Raw genomic sequence first — 16,402 nt, 5'->3', positions numbered from 1 at the left:
CTTGCCATCTCCTCAAACTTATTCTTTCTGTTAGTTTTGCTAAAATCAAAAAGAATCCTTTTCTATCTTAGCAAAAACAACAAAGTATATCTACCACGACTAAAGACATAGATTGCTTTTAAAGCTAGAAGTATGCCACTTTACTCAGCTGACATACTTCTATCTTCCTATTATTCATTCAATAAATCACCTATACCTGCATTTTCTCGGATGTCTGTTGCTTTTTTATTTTGCTCTGCTGTATCTTGGTCATGATTTTGGTTGAAATCGCCAATTTGTTCTGGTGAGGCGAGCGTTATTTTCATTTTCGTTTCACTATTGATTACGCTACCTGCCGAAACGCTTTGACTTTTCACATAACCATTTCCACTAAACTCAAAAGGAATACCAGTGATTTCTGAGACTTTTAGCGCGTCAACTTTCGACCAATTCACCATATCTGGAGCAGTCATATCTCCATCAGTCATCAGAATTACTTTTTGTCCTTGCATAATTTCGCTATTTGCTAGTGGAAGTTGTTGAACAATTTTTTTACCATTACCAACAACTACTGGTTCAAGCCCTTTGTCTTGTACCGCTTTTTTAGCTTCGTCTACTGTTTTTTCAGCTACAACAGGAACTTTTTCGCTGGCTAGTTTTTCAACATCGCCCGGTTTAATGTTCATGTATTGTAAGCTGTTTTTCATTACAGGATTAAATACTTCGGAAACTGCTTCCCCACCTGTTTGGCTACCAGATAATTGCGGTTGTTGCATGGTCACATATATCACGAGTTCGGGATTATCAGCAGGTGCCATTCCTAAGAAAGAAAAAATATAATTTTCTGCCCCAGTCATGTACTTACCTGTTTTTGAATCTGGAATTTGTGATGTTCCTGTTTTACCAGCTACATCATAACCAGGAATCGCATATAGTTTACCTGTTCCGTTTCGACCGCTAATAACATTTTTTAGTTCATCTCGAGTTTTCTTAGCTGTTTCGGCGCTGATTGGTTTTCCAGCGATTTTGGTTTTTGTTTCTGTCTCTTCTCCAGTATTCGTATCTTTGACGCTTGAAACCACATAAGGCTCTTTCATCGTGCCGTCACTTGCAATAGCAGATGCGGCTTGAATCATTTGCATCATCGAAACTGTTGTACCTTGACCGAAGACAGTCGTTACTTTTTCAATCGGGTAGTTATAAAGAATTTTTCCTTTTGTTTCATTTGGTAAAGCAATGCCTGTTTTCTTGCCAAAACCAAATTTATCTAAATAGGTTTTAAATGTATCAGTACCCATTTTGTTTAGCAGTTTAGCAAACGCAACGTTACTAGAACGTTCTACGCCTTCGCGGTATGGAATCGAGCCCCATCCATTCCCATTATTATGGTCATGAATTGCGATATCGCCAACTTTATAGGAACCTGATTGATAGTATTCGTTTGGATTATAAACGTTTTTATCAATAGCAGATGCTAAGGAGATGATTTTCATTACGGAACCTGGTTCATAAGCATATTCCACTGGTAAATCTTGCCAAATGCTCGAACTGTTTCCAGTAATTGTCGACCTGTCAGCCGGATTAAATGAAGGACGTTGACTAATTGCCAAAATCTCTCCTGTTTTCGGATCTGCAACTACGGCCATCATATTTTTCGGTTTATATTTTGCATCGACCGTTGTCATTGTATCTTCTAAAAAGGTTTGGATTTTTTTATCCAATGTTAAGGTAATATCCTTACCGTCTTTTGCTTCTGTTACTTTGTTTTTTGAATCAGGCAAAATATAGCCCATTCGGTCGGTGCTATAATCGATTTTCCCATTTTTGCCTGTTAGTATATCATTATAGCTGGATTCAATTCCCATTTTACCTTCTAATTTGGTAGTGTTTTTTTCTTCTTCTTGTTGCGCAAAGCCGATTAATTGTGTCGCGAAAGTACCATTAGGATAGAAACGTTCTGATTGACGAGTAAATTCAATGCCTGGTAAATTTTCTTTGTCGATTTTAGCTTTTGTTTCTGTAGAAATATTTTTTCCCGCAGAGCCAAATTCAACTTGGTATTTACCTTTTTCATTGAGTTTATCTAGAATATCAGATTCGTCCATAGGAATATATTTTGCAAGAATACGAGCTGTTTTTTCTTCATCAACTACTCGCATCGGATTTTTCGTTGTTTTGGATAATTTATCACTAACTACCGCTGCAATCGTGTAAGAAGCCGTATCCTCTGCTAACACTTCTCCTTTTCGATCTAAAATGGAGCCGCGTTTTGCTTCGAGAACACTGCTTTTCAAATGTTGTTTAGATGCTTTAGCTGCTAGCGGAACCCCATTTGCTTCTCCCGTAATTTGCAAATAAAGAAAACGGCCAGAAACTAAGAGAAAGAGAATAGTGAAAAAGATAAAAAGCACTAAAGCTCCCCTTCTCATGTTACCTATACGCCGTTTCATTGACCATCTACCACTTTCACATTATCGCCATCAAGTTTTAACCCTTTTTCTTTAGCGATTTTCAAAATACGTTCATATCTTCCTAAATCTTTTACTTCTACTTTTAAGTCTTCATTTGATTTTTGTTGTTCGAGAATTTTTGTTTCTTTTGTTTGAATTTCTTGGTTCACTGTATAAATTTGAGCTTGTACACTGATGATTCGAAAAGCAACAACTAAAACAATCGCAAGCGCAATCGTGATGATTACTTTTTCTCCAAGTGTCATTTGACCACGTTTTAGGATTTGTTTTTTAGGCTGTTCCGCTTCTCTATGTACTCTATTTGGCTCGAGATTTGATTTATAGGCGACATTGCTCACATTTTTTCAACTCCTGCTATTTAATAATTTTTTCGATTACACGTAATTTTGCAGAACGTGCTCGGTTGTTTTGTTCCAGTTCCTCTTCACTTGGTACGATTGGCTTTCTTGTAGCAAGTTTGAAATCTGGTTTATATTCATCTGGAATGACTGGAAGACCTGGTGGTAAATCTGGTCCTTTTGTCGCTTCTTGGAATAAGTGTTTTGTTATGCGGTCTTCTAATGAATGAAACGTGATTACGCTAATTCTGCCGCCTGGTTTTAATAATGTTAAGGCATTTTCAAGAGAATCTTCTACCGCACCAAGTTCATCGTTAACGGCAATTCGGATTGCTTGAAAAGTACGTTTCCCTGGATGTCCGCCTTTTCTTCTTGCTGGCGCCGGGATAGCTGTTTTGATGATGTCTACTAGTTCGCCGGTTGTTTCAATAGGTTTTACTTCACGACGACGTTCGATTTCACGAGCAATTTGTTTAGAGAATTTTTCTTCGCCGTATTGGAAAAAGATGCGAATCAAGTCTTGGTAAGACCATTCGTTAACAACTTTTTTCGCCGTCAGTTCTTGCTCTTGATCCATACGCATATCAAGTGCTGCATCTTGGTGATAACTAAAGCCGCGTTCTCTTTCGTCTAATTGAGGGGAAGAAACACCTAAATCATATAAAATCCCATCAACCGCTTCAATTCCGCGCTCGTTCAAAGCTTCTTTCATATAGCGGAAATTTGATTTAATAAAAGTTACTCTATCGCTATATTCTGCTAGTTTAATTTTTGCATTATCAATTGCTGTTTGATCTTGGTCAAAAGCAAATAAGTGCCCTTGTTCATTAAGCTTATTTAGTAAATACTCTGAGTGACCTGCGCCGCCAAGTGTTGCATCGACATAGATTCCGTCTGGTTTTACTTCAAGCATATCGACTGTTTCATGTAGTAATACGGTTTCGTGCTTAAACATGCAAATTCCCCCTTAAATATCAAAGCCAATCATATTTTCAGCTAAATCAGCAAAGGACTCTTCTGCCTCGTTAAAGACATTATCCCACTCTGATTTACTCCAAATTTCAATACGACTTGAAACCCCGATAATTACTGTTTCTTTTTCCAAATCCGCATACTGTAGTAAGTTGGATGGAATGTTTATCCGGCCTTGTTTGTCTAGTTCGCATTCAGACGCACCGGAAAAGAAGAAACGTGTAAAGGAACGAGCATCTTTTTTAGTTAGTGGTAAGGTTTGGAGCTTTTCTTCAAGCTTTTTCCATTCCTCTTGTGGATAAGCAAATAAACACTTATCAAGTCCTCGGGTTATAACAAAATTATCCCCCAAAAGCTCACGGAATTTAGCTGGCACAATTAATCTGCCCTTTATATCGATGTTATGTTGATATTCTCCCATGAACATTAGACTTCACCCACTTTCCTAAATACCACTTTACCACATCTCCCCACTTCGCACCACCCAAAACCTAAAAAAGTGTAAAAAAAAATCACTCTACTATTTAAGCAGAATGATCAAACCCTTATTTAAAGCCATTTTAACTACAATTCCTTTTTAAAAATGATTGTGGGGCCGGGTGGAGGGATTCCCCACTTCTCACCCAAAAACTATTTTGCTAATACTTTTTTCCAGCCCGATTTTAATGCAGCCGCGGAAAAAACAATACTTAAAACCCCAAGTAAAATCGTAAAAGTCGCCATACCATACTTACCAATAAAAGGTGCAAATACAAGGCTCACTGAACCAATCATTTTACCAATTTGGAAAATAATACCGTTAAACGCCATATATGCGCCTCGTCTGTCATCGTCCACAATTGCGGCTAAAATTGTTTGACGCGTTGGCACGTAAAGCAACTCTCCAATAGAAAGTACTGCTGTCGCTAGTAATAAAACGGCCAGATTATTCGCAAAGGCACACACCGCAAAACCTATAGCAAATAAAGTAAACCCAACGTACATAATAGGTTGTTGAGCTCTTTTTGTTACGAACCTTGCAACCGGAACTGTGAAAAGAACGATAAACAAAGTATTCACTGCCGTTAAAACGCTGACTATTTGTACGCCATTTAGAGTAATGTTTCCGAGTGGGCCGAAATGAACGAGCAAAGCCTGAAAATCTTCAGCCAAACGTACGGAAATATAATTACTCCGTTGAAATTCAATCGACATAACTGCAATTCCACCAAGAGTATATAGAAGAAAACGGTAATCATGTAACACTTGCCCATAATTTTTAAGCATTCCTACTAACCCGTAAGATCCTTTTTTTAATACTGCTTTTTGCTTTAAGGTTTCTGAAATCAAGCTTATAGTAAGCCATGCAGTGACAAATGACATAATGAAGAGCACAACGAGTAACAGAAATAAGTAATCCACGAAAAACCAACCACCTACAATAATCCCTATCATCATAGATAAATTATTTGCCCAGTAACTAACCGAATACATAAAAGAACGATTTTCCGGCGTACTTACATCAATCAACATCGCTTCTCCAGCAGGATTTATGAGTCCTTGCGCCACACCAATTAGAAGTAGCATCACAAACGTTATCCATGGTGAATGGAAAATCGGCGAATTACAAAGCACCATTCCTAGAAAGGCAAATACTTTAAGAAGTTCCCCTGCCACCATCAGTTTTTTACGACCAATAATATCCGCCAAATGCCCGCCATACATACCCGCAAGAAACTGCGCCAATACATTAATCATCAAGAGAATTCCCGCGACCTTACTATTAATTTCCATTGAAAAATAAATTGCCATAAAAGGAAAAATCATTGACCCGATTATTTTACTTAAAAATTGAATCAATATCCGCGCACGAATATTTGGATGTAACTCTTTAAACATGGAATCCCCTCCATTGCAATGTTTCTGACTTCTCTGTTAGTATAAAAGGGAAACAGAAAGATAAAAAGGGTATTTAAAAACAGAAATTGTCCCCTTTTAGATTGGAGCTGGCTTATGGACAAAGATTATTTCACTATGCGCGCGCATTTATATGAACAAACTACAGATTTAGAAGTACCTTTTAAACTAAATAATTTAGCAGATATTTGGTTTTGTACTACTAAAAATGCCAAGCGAAAATTGCAGCAATACCAATCAAAGGACATGCTCACTTATTTACCGGGGCTTGGTCGCGGAAATGTTTCACGGCTTATTTTTCCGAAACAATTAGAAGATGAAGTTCTGGAAGTTTTGGAGCAAAGTTTAGCAAAAGATGCATTTAGCGATATATTATTTCTACTACAATTACCAATACCAAAAAGTTGGTTTTCGAGTATATCTACTGAAATTCAGCACATGTTTGGTTTACAAGTAACAGAAAATCAGCAAGAAATACTCCGCTCTATTGTCCGGCGTAAACTTACTACGCTTGATCCGTTGCAAACATCTGTTTCAATGGAAGCTTTTTTAATTACACAAATCAGTGATACTCTTGTAAAATATGATGAACAAAAAAAGACTATCATTCCCCATATTGCCCATAATTGGAAAGTTTCCGATGATTACACAGAATGGACTTTTTATTTACGAAAAAGTGTTTTATTTCATCATGGGCGTATGCTTGATAGCGAGGACGTTAAATACACCTTGCTCCGTTCGAAGGAAACAAATTCGGTAAGCGCCTGGCAACTAAAATCAATTAAAGCAATTCAATGTGGAAATAAATTTACCATTACGATTTATTTAAACAAGCCAGATCCTTTTTTTATTCGCTATTTATGTACTGCCAATATGGCGATTTTGCCACGCGACGTGGTTTTTGATGAATACAAATGGATTTCAACGGGGCCTTTTCGGATAGTAGAGCGAAATGACGAACGCCTAGTCTTAGAAGCATTTGACGCTTATTTTTTAGAGCGCCCTCTTCTTGACCGAGTAGAATTTTGGACAGCTCAAACCGGAGACACTTTAACAAACATTCCGATGCAGTTTACCTCCGTTGATTACGAGGAAAATAAAGCTTATGTTGAACGCCGTAAACTAGGTGTCGGTGTCAACTTTATTTGCTTTAATACCCATCGGCAAGGCGTCCCGCAACATCCAGCTTTTCGCGAAGCAATTTATCAACTAATAGACTGCCAAATAGCTAGCGAGCAAGGATTCGAAAATTACGGCACAATCGCTTCGAATTACTTTCCAGAAAAATCGATTGCTCCTATTAAAAACCCTGACAAAATTGCCGACTTATTAAAAGAAGCAAATTACCAAGGAGAAAAAGTTATTTTTGCGACAACACAGCATCCTACCGCTTTAAAAGAATCGAAATGGATTCGTGACCGAGCAGCACAATTCGGAATTACGCTTGAACAAAAAATCATAACTCATCATGAAGCTTCTTATTCAAATGTGCCAAAAGAGGAAACGGACTTGATGATGATGGGAGAAATTCCAGCTTCTGATAACGAGATGGCTTATTTGGATTTCTTAAATAACCCTTATCTTTTACCACAACAGCTACTTAATCCAAGTATTCTCCTCGAACTTTCGAAAAAATTAGATGCAATGAAATTAGAAAAAAGCGCCTCCAAAAGAGACGCTTTGCAAACGAATATCGATCGTTATCTAACCGAAAATAACTATTTAATTTATTTACATCATCCAGAAAAAAGCCAATCGCTCCATTCCATGATAAAAGGTATTGCAGAAAATCCATATGGCTACTTTGATTTAAGTAAAGTATGGATTGAAACAAAACCGCTTAAAACAGTAAAATCAAACTATAAATAATGCCATATAAATAAAGAACGACATATAGTAAGGCGAAGATGAAGAAACAAAGTCTCCAGTAACCACGAAGGATTTTGCGAAACTGAATCTCGCCTTCTTTTTTTGCAGCTAACACCACAATAACGATGCCTAAGATAAATAAAAACAACAAAATATAAAGTAAAAACGAACGGTTAAAGATAACAATCATAAAAAAGTGTACCGCGATAATTAAGAAAATTGTCGATAAATCCGCTGCCAACATAATTCTCCGTTGCGGTTTCCGAAATTTAAAACGCGCTAAAAATAAAGTAAGTACAAATACCACTACGGGTAAAATAATAATAATAGCAGTTGAATTAGTTAGCCAATCAAACATGACGTTCTCCTTCCAATCCTTTAATAATCTGGTAAAGTGTCCGAAGTGTAGGAAGGGAAGTTTCTGTTTTGTCCCCTTTTTCTAAAATTGGTAGCACAATCCCATCAATTTCTGTCATACGTTCATTCATACAGTCAAGGGCCATCGAGGAAAAGTTAAGCGCAGTCGTTCGGCAAATCGTCTCAACTTTCTCTAATGCATTTTCTATCGGTAAGACAGTTTCAACTTCATTTACTACCCTTATTAACAAACGATGCCATTCTTGATTTTCTAAAAGTTTCCCATTTTGAACACCAAGTACCGCTGTTAAAGGGTTAATCACTGCATTGATAAATAATTTTTCTTGGATAATTGCTTGATAATTCGCATGTTTTTCAATCGGAAAAGCTGGGCTAGACGTTAGTAATTCTTTTAGGTCGTCATTCAGTTCTCCTTGGAAAATGCTATATTTTGTTCGGCCGTGTCCGCGCCAAATAACGGTCGTATCATCCTCGCGACCTGCCCCGTGTTCACTAATGCCTAATAAAATCATGCGTGTTGTCCCAAGCTCACTTAAGCGTTCTAGATGTCCTGCACCATTTTGAATGAATAAAATCGGGATTTTTGTCGGTAGTTTTTGAAGTATTGGTATTATTTCATTTAAGGAATACTGCTTTACAGCGATAATTAGTAACTGTTGTTTAGTTAACTGTTCTTCTTCGGTAATCTGTGCTGCATGAATATGTATATTTTTTGTTGTTTCATTGTCTATTAATGAAATTCCTTTTTGATTTAATAAATCCGCTTGTTCTTTTCGATGTGTAAAAAGGGTGAGCTTAGATTTATCAGCGAAATTAGCTGCGTATAACAGTCCCATTGCTCCCGCGCCAATAATCCCAACATTTATTTGGTTTTCCATTGATTTCAGCTCCATATTGGTTGATGCTTTTATTTTATCAGAAGTGGCGAGTCTTTGCACTTTTGCGCGCAAACAAAAACCTCGAAAGACCCATGGCGTCTTTCGAGGTTCGTCTTCAACAAGTGAAACGTCACTTGTTTTTAACAATATTAGCTGTTTGCTACATCTTTGCCATCATATTGTCCACATTCTGGACATACGTGATGGGAAAGTCTGTATTCGCCGCAATTCGAGCATTCGTTCATGCCCGGAAGTTGAAGTTTAACGTGTGTACGACGCTTACGCTTTTTGGCTTTTGAAGTTCTTCTAAAAGGTACTGCCATTTCCTTACACCTCCTTGACGATAACTAAGTACTTGTATCGTTAATCTAAGAAAAATAAATTCCTTAATATATTCCAGCTTCACGGGGAAGTTTAGTCTTCTTTTTTCTCATCGAAAAAATCGGCTAATCCCGCAAGACGAGGATCCACTTTTGGTTCTTTTGCTATTTGTTCTAGTAGGTTACCTTCTTCTGTTTTCATTTCCCATTCTTTGCCTCGTGGAAGCTTACTCATTTCGAGTGCGTCTTCACTGAAAACTTGCATCGGAATTTCAACTAGTAAAAGTTCTTCTACTACAGGGGTTAAATCGACCATATCCTGTTCCATCACATGCCAAGATTCATCTAGAACTTGTTCTTTGGATTTCACAAAGGTTTCCGTCGCATGCACTTCATAAGGATAAATAACATCCTCAAGTGTACGAGCACATGGAAGTGTCCACTCGCCTTTCATTGTAAGGTTAGCGGTAACTTCTTCTGGGTGTACAATTAGTTCCCCAGTTACTTGTACGGGGCTTGCATCACGAACGTCTATATTGTTCTCTTGAAAGAACTTTTTTAGGTCAGCTTTTTCATTAATCGTGAAGTTGCTGTCACGATATTTTTTCAATTGACTGATAGACCATTTCATCCTACATCACTCCAAGCGCAACACAAAATATTATAGCTTTTTTAAAGGCTTTTGTCAATGGTTTTTCAGGGACCGAAACTAGCGGCTGAATTTTATGCTAAAATAGATTATCTAAAGGAGGGAACCGAAATGAAAGCAACTGGAATTGTGGTCGAATATAACCCTTTTCATAATGGCCACCAGTTACATTTAAATAAGGCACGTGAACTTACAAAAAGCGATGTGGTAATTGCGGTAATGAGTGGTTCTTTTGTACAGCGCGGCGAGCCAGCAATTATACCTAAATGGGAACGAACAAAAATGGCCCTTGCAGCTGGCATCGATATGGTTATCGAGCTCCCTGTTTCGTTTGCGACACAACATGCGACTATTTTTGCGGAAGAGTCTATTCGACTATTAGATACGCTTCATATAGATACACTTTTTTTCGGAAGTGAGCACGGGGTTAGTGAAGATTTTTCTACCGCTGCTAAAACAGTTGTTGAAAATGAAGCCGCTTTTAATGAAACCATTCAGCTTGCTTTAGGTGATAAGAAAACGTCTTATGCTAGAGCTTATACAGAAGCTTTTACACGTTTATTTGGAAAAGAACTACTGGATCTCACTAAGCCTAATAACATTCTCGGTTTCCACTACGCACTCGCTATTCAAAAACAAAATCCTTCGATTGCACTTCAAACGATGCCGCGTGAACATTCGGGCTATCACGATGCGGAAGCAAGCCATGATTATATTGCTAGTGCAACCGCGATTCGAAAGTTACTCCTTGCTGGGAATTTAGAAGAAGCTCGTCGCTACCTTCCCGATTCCTCTATAGAAGTTTTAAATAATTATCGCGGACCATTTTTATCGTTTGAAGATTATTGGCCGCTTCTAAAGTTTCGTTTAATCCAAGCTAATTCGGATGAGCTTGAAGGGATTCGCGGTGTTAGTGAAGGAATTCAAAATCGAATGCAACTTGCGGCAAAAAAAGCACACAGTTTTTCAGATTTTATTGAAATAATGAAAACAAAACGTTACAGCAACGCACGATTACAACGAACGGCGTTACAAATTTTATTAAATGCCCAAAATACGCCTCCAGCAGAGCCCTATATCCGAGTACTTGGAATGAGTAAAACTGGTCAAAAATATTTATCGCTCCATAAAAAAAATATTTCGCTGCCTATTGTTACGACTGTTTCTAAAGCAGAACCAAGTCTTTTAAAAGAAGATTTACGGGCGACAGACATTTATACGCTAATAAATGGATTAGAAGATTATCAAGCGGGCGACTTTCATACTCCACCAATTCTAACCTTGTAAAACTTTACAAGGTTTTTGGTTGACTTTCATCGTTCTGTTTTGCTAAGATGTTTGTCCGACTCAAAAAACAGGAGGTATGTGTATGGTACAAGAATATATTCGATTAAGAGGAGCTCGTGAAAACAATCTCCAAAATATTTCCCTAGATATACCAAAACGAAAAATCACTATTTTTACGGGAGTATCTGGTTCTGGGAAATCTTCTATTGTATTTGAAACTATTGCTACAGAATCGCAAAGACAGCTAAACGAAACATACAGCGCTTATCTTCGTAATTTTCTACCGAAGTATACGCAACCGGACGCAGATTCAATTGAGAACCTCTCCACCTCTGTTATTATTGATCAAAAACGACTTGGCGGTAACTCCCGCTCCACCCTTGGTACCATCACAGATATTAATTCCATTTTGCGCTTACTTTTCTCGCGTGTTGGAAAACCTAGTATCGGGACAGCAAATCTATTTTCATTTAATGATCCTGCTGGTATGTGCCCTGATTGTCACGGCGTTGGTCAAAAAGTTTCGGTCGATCTAGTGAAATTACTCGATCCAAATAAATCACTTAAAGAAGGCGCCATCTTATTTCCGACGTTTTCAGTAGACTCATGGTACTGGAATTCCTATGCTTATTCCGGCTTTTTTGATGTGAACAAAAAAATAAAAGATTATACCGAAGAAGAATATGACATGCTTTTAAACGGGAAAGATGTGAAAGTCTTTTTAGAAACTCCAATGGGTAGCATGAACGCAACATACGAGGGCTTAATCCCTAAATTCAATCGGCTTTACATTCAAAAAGAAGGCGAAATGTCTGCTTCTACTAAAAAACGAGTAGATAAATTCACTCATATTGCCCCTTGCACAACTTGCGAAGGTACGAGACTTTCGAAAGAAGCACTATCTTGTAAAATAAACGGCGCGAATATTGCTGACTATACCGCGATGCAGTTAGATGAACTCAAAGAAACACTTACTAGCATAAATGACCAAGTAGCAGCTCCGATGGTCAAAAGTGTAACAGAACGAGTGCAACATTTAATTGATATTGGGCTTGGTTATATGACACTAGACCGGCAAACAGCTTCTCTTTCTGGCGGGGAGTCACAACGCGTCAAGATGATTCGTCATTTGAACAGTAGCTTAACTGATTTGCTTTACATTTTCGATGAGCCAAGTATTGGGCTCCATCCTCGTGATGTTCATCGTTTAAATGACTTACTCGTTAAATTACGTGATAAAGGAAATACGATTCTCGTCGTCGAACATGATCCGGATGTAATCAAAATTGCCGATCATATTGTCGACATAGGTCCGCACGCTGGAAAACATGGCGGTGAGATTCAGTTCGTTGGAAGTTACCCAGATTTACTCAAGTCGGATACTTTAACAGGCCGGTTCCTCAATCGCCACTTGCCAATTAATGATAAACCACGCGCACCAAAAGGCTTTTTATCTACTAAAAAAAGCAGTCGTTTTAACTTAAAAGATATTCAAGCTACTATTCCAAAAGAAGTACTTACAGTGATAACTGGTGTGGCAGGTTCTGGGAAGAGTACATTAATTCATTCTGTTTTCCTAAAAGAATATCCAGATGCCATTGTTATTGACCAGTCCGCTGCTCATGCGAATATCCGCTCCAATCCAGCAACCTATACGGGCATTATGGATTCAATCAGAAAAGCATTCGGAAAAGAAAACGATGTGAGCCCTTCACTATTTAGTTATAATTCGAAAGGCGCCTGCGAAAACTGTAAGGGCCTTGGCTTTACAACAATGGATTTAGCTTTTATGGACTCGATTCGCACACCTTGCGAAGTCTGCCATGGCAAACGATTCCAAGATTCCGTTTTACAGTATAAGCTTGATGGAAAATCGATTAGTGATGTACTAGAATTAACCGTTTCAGAAGCCCTTGAATTCTTTACAGATAAAAAAATCTTGAAGAAAATTACAGCAATGGAAGAAGTTGGAATTGGCTATGTTACACTGGGCCAAGCACTTAGCACACTTTCTGGCGGAGAATGCCAACGCTTAAAACTCGCCAATGAGCTCCATAAAAAAGGATCCATTTACATTATGGATGAACCAACAACTGGGCTTCATATGTCAGACATTGAACACATTCTGTCTATTATTCACTCTCTTGTAAATAAGGGAAATACGGTGATTGTGATTGAACATAATGTTGATATTATTCGAAATGCTGACTGGATTATCGACCTTGGTCCAGAAGGCGGAAGTTCAGGTGGGCAAATTCTATTTGAAGGCGCGCCACTCGATTTATTAAAAAACAAACAATCGTTAACTGCGAAATATCTTTAATATGAAAAAAGCCGTTTTGTCTATACTCAGACAAAACGGCTTTTTTTATTGTAGTTTTTCTAAATAATCAACAGCATCTTGGAATGTCTTCACTGGGACAATTTTCATTTTAGAGTCAATGTCTTTCGCTGTTTTAACTGCTGTATCGTAATTGCTTTCAATGCTTGGATCGCTTTTTTTCATTTCTTTTGTAATTGGATCTTTCGGAGCAAAGAAGATTTTCGCGCCACTTTTATCTGCTGCGACAACTTTTTGGTCAATTCCACCAATTCTTCCTACAGTTCCATCAGGATCAATCGTTCCAGTTCCAGCGATTTTTTTGCCATCTGTTAAATCATTTTTTTGGAAGCGACTGTAAATTTCTAGACTGAACATTAAACCAGCAGATGGTCCGCCGATTTTTTCAGAGTCGATTTTCACAGTTGGGTCTGCAGTGATTTTTTCATCATCCACTAGTGTGATACCAATTCCTGGCGTGCCTTTTTTATCGATAGCTGTTAGTTTAATACTTGCTTCTTCATTTTTATTGCCATGTTTGTATTTGATTTTGACAGTGTCACCCACTTTTTTGCCGTGAATGTAGTCAATAAATTCTTGACTTGATTTAAAAGATTGGCCGTCAATTTCAGTAATTAAATCTCCCGCATGAAGGATACCTGCTGCTGGGACGTCCTCTTTTACACTTAATACGTATACACCATCATAAGTAACTTTGACTTTTTGGTCCGCTGCTTTATATGCGACTTGGATGGCATTATTTTTTGATTCGTTCATCATTTGCATTTGGCGAACGTTGTATTCTTCATCTGTTTCGTTGTCGTATTTAATATCACTGTCTTTTTCTAATTCATGATATGGCAGGAATTTAGCTGTCATATATGTATAAATATTAGCTTTTCCCATTGCAATCGTAACTAGGCTGAGTGAACCGTCTTTTTTATTTGGATGGTCATCTACCGTAACGAGTGGTGCAAGTTCTTCCGTTCCACCAGGTTTTGAAATATAATACGGAACCGGAATAAAAAAGCCCGCTATAATAATGATTAACAGCACTATCGCCGTTATTTTTTTCCACTCTTTACGCATTATCTGTCCATCTCCTACTTATTGAATTTTGCTTTTACCGCTTTGTTTACGACTTCAGGTACAAGTTCACGAATATCACCTTGATACTGCGCCACTTCTTTTACCATACTTGAACTTAAAAACGAGTATTTCGTATTAGTCATAACAAAAAAAGTTTCAATGTCTGCATTAAGTGTGCGGTTCATCGAAGCTATTTGCATCTCGTACTCAAAATCACTTACTGCTCTGAGCCCTCTGACAATTGCAGTAGCCCCGCGTTTAGCAGCATAATCAACTGTTAATCCACTTGCACTTTCCACATGAACATTTGGTAAATGAGCCGTTACTTGTTTAATCATTTCCATTCGCTCTTCTACGGTAAAAAGTGGTTTTTTAGATGAATTATTTAAAACGGATACGTAAAGTACATCGAATATTTTCGCTGCACGTTCAATAATATCTAAATGTCCATTTGTAATTGGGTCAAATGTTCCGGGAATAACAGCAATTTTGTTTCCCATTTCTACGCCTCCTGAAATTCAAATATGGATAAAACAGTAATTCCGTAAGAAACCGATTTGATTTTCTCAAATTTACCAATTGTATCTGGCATTACTGCTTCTTTATCATGCTCGCAAACAATTCTTCCATTTTCACTAACTAGCTCTAATTTTTCTAGAGTTATAAGTAATTTTTCTAGTTGTTGTTTTTTATAGGGCGGATCTAAAAATACAAGGTCAAATTTCCACTCGTTTTTATGAAGCAATTTGAGTGCTCGTTCGGCGTCATTTCGGTATACTTCTGCGCGCTCTGTGAAATGGCAACCTTCAATATTTTGACGAATTGTTTTAATTGCTAGTGTCGCTTGGTCAATAAAAACTGCGCGCTCCGCACCTCGACTCAGTGCTTCGATTCCAAGTCCGCCACTTCCAGCAAATAAATCGAGAACAATATCGCCATCAAAAAATGGACCGATAATCGAAAATAAGGATTCTTTTACTTTATCTGTAGTTGGTCTTGTATTGTTTCCTGGAACAGCTTTTAAAGCGTGTCCTTTTCGTTCTCCTGCAATGACTCTCATGTTTTTGCACAACCTTTACTTCAATGTCTTTTTTACTTTATCATAAATAGGTGCAAAAAAACAGCAAGACTAGTTGAAATAGTCTCGCCGTTTTGATTAAATACTGATTTGCACATCTTCGTTTTTATGTTCGTACATCATTTCTTTTTTGGATTCGTATTCTGTTTTTAAGAACGGACGGAAAGACATTTCCACGCGTTTCACATAATGAAAACGAGAAACTTTGTTAGAGATATCTTCTACTTCGGCCATATCACAATATAATACCGCATATTTCAACTTGCGCGATACATAATGAACATTTCCAAATCGCTTCAAAGATCTAACTTGTTTAAGATGATTCATCCAAACGACGATAGCTTGTCTATCATTTTCCATTGTTTAAGCCCCTTCTTTTTAGGATAAGCTTTACGCTGAACAACCGCAGCCTCCCCCGCTGCCACATCCACCTGTAGAACAAGCAGATTTTGTTTCAAAAAATGGATTACCGGTTGGTACTTTGATATTTTCTGAAACTGCACTTGCGAGAAGCAAGCTGATTTCGTCCAAGAGAGATTGTAAATCCATCTCTGCCCGGCGAAAAGCTGCCACATTTTGATCCATATCGACTTCGCGTTTATAAGCACGAGTCTTTCTGGTTACTTCTTTATAATCAGGATGATACCGGCCGAACCGTTGTACTTCCTCATATTGTTCTTTTATTCGTATAAACTGACGAATATTTTTTTGTGAATTGGCGTCATCTAGTAATACTTGTCTAGTATGCTTATAATTCTGTGCTTCTTCGGAGTCTAGAATCATGCTAGCAAGCTCATCTGATAAATCGAGTAGCGCCATATTTTCCATTGTAGCGAGCAATCTAGCCACCTCCATCTTACTTACTTTTTCATTATACC

General features: G+C 37.8%; 17 protein-coding genes. 3 read left to right on the top strand and 14 right to left on the bottom strand.

The window, feature by feature from the left end:
- Positions 1-170: 170 nt before the first annotated feature.
- The 5 genes from AC4PG0_RS08620 to AC4PG0_RS08600 form a co-directional block, all read right to left on the bottom strand.
- Entirely contained in the window at positions 171-2,429 is a 2,259-nt protein-coding gene (locus AC4PG0_RS08620; protein WP_003769597.1) for a penicillin-binding protein, read from the bottom strand.
- Positions 2,426-2,788 (bottom strand): cell division protein FtsL, encoded by a 363-nt coding sequence (gene ftsL / locus AC4PG0_RS08615; RefSeq protein WP_003723754.1) that lies wholly within the window; start codon positions 2,786-2,788, stop codon positions 2,426-2,428. The genes AC4PG0_RS08620 and ftsL overlap by 4 nt, the downstream gene beginning before the upstream one ends.
- 16 nt (positions 2,789-2,804) lie before the next feature.
- Entirely contained in the window at positions 2,805-3,743 is a 939-nt protein-coding gene (gene rsmH, locus AC4PG0_RS08610) for a 16S rRNA (cytosine(1402)-N(4))-methyltransferase RsmH (RefSeq protein ID WP_003769598.1), read from the bottom strand.
- A 12-nt stretch (positions 3,744-3,755) separates the two neighbouring features.
- Complete coding sequence (gene mraZ, locus AC4PG0_RS08605) at positions 3,756-4,187, bottom strand: division/cell wall cluster transcriptional repressor MraZ (protein WP_003763280.1); 432 nt, start codon at positions 4,185-4,187, stop codon at positions 3,756-3,758.
- A gap of 203 nt (positions 4,188-4,390) precedes the next feature.
- Positions 4,391-5,638 carry an MDR family MFS transporter gene (locus AC4PG0_RS08600; RefSeq protein ID WP_492167615.1) on the bottom strand — a complete coding sequence of 416 codons (1,248 nt, stop codon included), beginning with the start codon at positions 5,636-5,638 and terminating at the stop codon, positions 4,391-4,393.
- Between the two features lie 114 nt (positions 5,639-5,752).
- On the opposite strand from AC4PG0_RS08600, the gene AC4PG0_RS08595 reads away from it, so the two are divergent.
- A complete protein-coding gene (locus AC4PG0_RS08595; protein WP_492167614.1) occupies positions 5,753-7,525 on the top strand; it encodes an SgrR family transcriptional regulator in 1,773 nt (590 codons plus the stop codon).
- Here AC4PG0_RS08595 and AC4PG0_RS08590 read toward each other — a convergent pair.
- The 4 genes from AC4PG0_RS08590 to AC4PG0_RS08575 all read right to left on the bottom strand — a co-directional run bounded on the left by AC4PG0_RS08590 (position 7,497) and on the right by AC4PG0_RS08575 (position 9,732).
- Positions 7,497-7,883 (bottom strand): DUF3397 domain-containing protein, encoded by a 387-nt coding sequence (locus tag AC4PG0_RS08590; protein WP_003767754.1) that lies wholly within the window; start codon positions 7,881-7,883, stop codon positions 7,497-7,499. The two genes, AC4PG0_RS08595 and AC4PG0_RS08590, sit on opposite strands and share 29 nt — an antisense overlap.
- A complete protein-coding gene (locus AC4PG0_RS08585; protein WP_492167613.1) occupies positions 7,876-8,781 on the bottom strand; it encodes a 2-dehydropantoate 2-reductase in 906 nt (301 codons plus the stop codon). The genes AC4PG0_RS08590 and AC4PG0_RS08585 overlap by 8 nt, the downstream gene beginning before the upstream one ends.
- Positions 8,782-8,930: 149 nt before the next feature.
- Positions 8,931-9,104, bottom strand: a complete 174-nt coding sequence (gene rpmF, locus AC4PG0_RS08580; protein ID WP_003726143.1) for a 50S ribosomal protein L32 — start codon at positions 9,102-9,104, stop codon at positions 8,931-8,933.
- Between the two features lie 91 nt (positions 9,105-9,195).
- Entirely contained in the window at positions 9,196-9,732 is a 537-nt protein-coding gene (locus AC4PG0_RS08575) for a YceD family protein (protein WP_003769603.1), read from the bottom strand.
- 129 nt (positions 9,733-9,861) lie between these two features.
- Between AC4PG0_RS08575 and AC4PG0_RS08570 the strand changes: the two genes are divergently transcribed.
- A complete protein-coding gene (locus AC4PG0_RS08570) occupies positions 9,862-11,037 on the top strand; it encodes a nucleotidyltransferase (protein ID WP_492167612.1) in 1,176 nt (391 codons plus the stop codon).
- A gap of 82 nt (positions 11,038-11,119) precedes the next feature.
- Positions 11,120-13,360 carry an ATP-binding cassette domain-containing protein gene (locus AC4PG0_RS08565; RefSeq protein WP_492167611.1) on the top strand — a complete coding sequence of 747 codons (2,241 nt, stop codon included), beginning with the start codon at positions 11,120-11,122 and terminating at the stop codon, positions 13,358-13,360.
- Positions 13,361-13,405: 45 nt separating this feature from the next.
- Here AC4PG0_RS08565 and AC4PG0_RS08560 read toward each other — a convergent pair whose 3' ends face one another.
- From AC4PG0_RS08560 to AC4PG0_RS08540, 5 genes are all read right to left on the bottom strand, one after another.
- Positions 13,406-14,446: a SepM family pheromone-processing serine protease gene (locus AC4PG0_RS08560; RefSeq protein ID WP_003769606.1), complete on the bottom strand. Its 1,041-nt coding sequence runs from the start codon at positions 14,444-14,446 to the stop codon at positions 13,406-13,408.
- A gap of 14 nt (positions 14,447-14,460) precedes the next feature.
- Positions 14,461-14,946: a pantetheine-phosphate adenylyltransferase gene (coaD, locus tag AC4PG0_RS08555; protein ID WP_003767763.1), complete on the bottom strand. Its 486-nt coding sequence runs from the start codon at positions 14,944-14,946 to the stop codon at positions 14,461-14,463.
- A 2-nt stretch (positions 14,947-14,948) separates the two neighbouring features.
- Positions 14,949-15,506 carry a 16S rRNA (guanine(966)-N(2))-methyltransferase RsmD gene (gene rsmD / locus AC4PG0_RS08550; protein WP_003769609.1) on the bottom strand — a complete coding sequence of 186 codons (558 nt, stop codon included), beginning with the start codon at positions 15,504-15,506 and terminating at the stop codon, positions 14,949-14,951.
- Positions 15,507-15,602: 96 nt separating this feature from the next.
- Complete coding sequence (locus AC4PG0_RS08545) at positions 15,603-15,884, bottom strand: YlbG family protein (RefSeq protein ID WP_003726138.1); 282 nt, start codon at positions 15,882-15,884, stop codon at positions 15,603-15,605.
- 30 nt (positions 15,885-15,914) lie between these two features.
- Complete coding sequence (locus tag AC4PG0_RS08540) at positions 15,915-16,364, bottom strand: YlbF/YmcA family competence regulator (RefSeq protein WP_003767765.1); 450 nt, start codon at positions 16,362-16,364, stop codon at positions 15,915-15,917.
- Positions 16,365-16,402: the final 38 nt, after the last annotated feature.

The sequence above is a fragment of the Listeria sp. MAN/IMW/UF464 genome (genome assembly GCF_058683955.1).
This window is presented reverse-complemented; position numbering and strand designations above follow the sequence as displayed.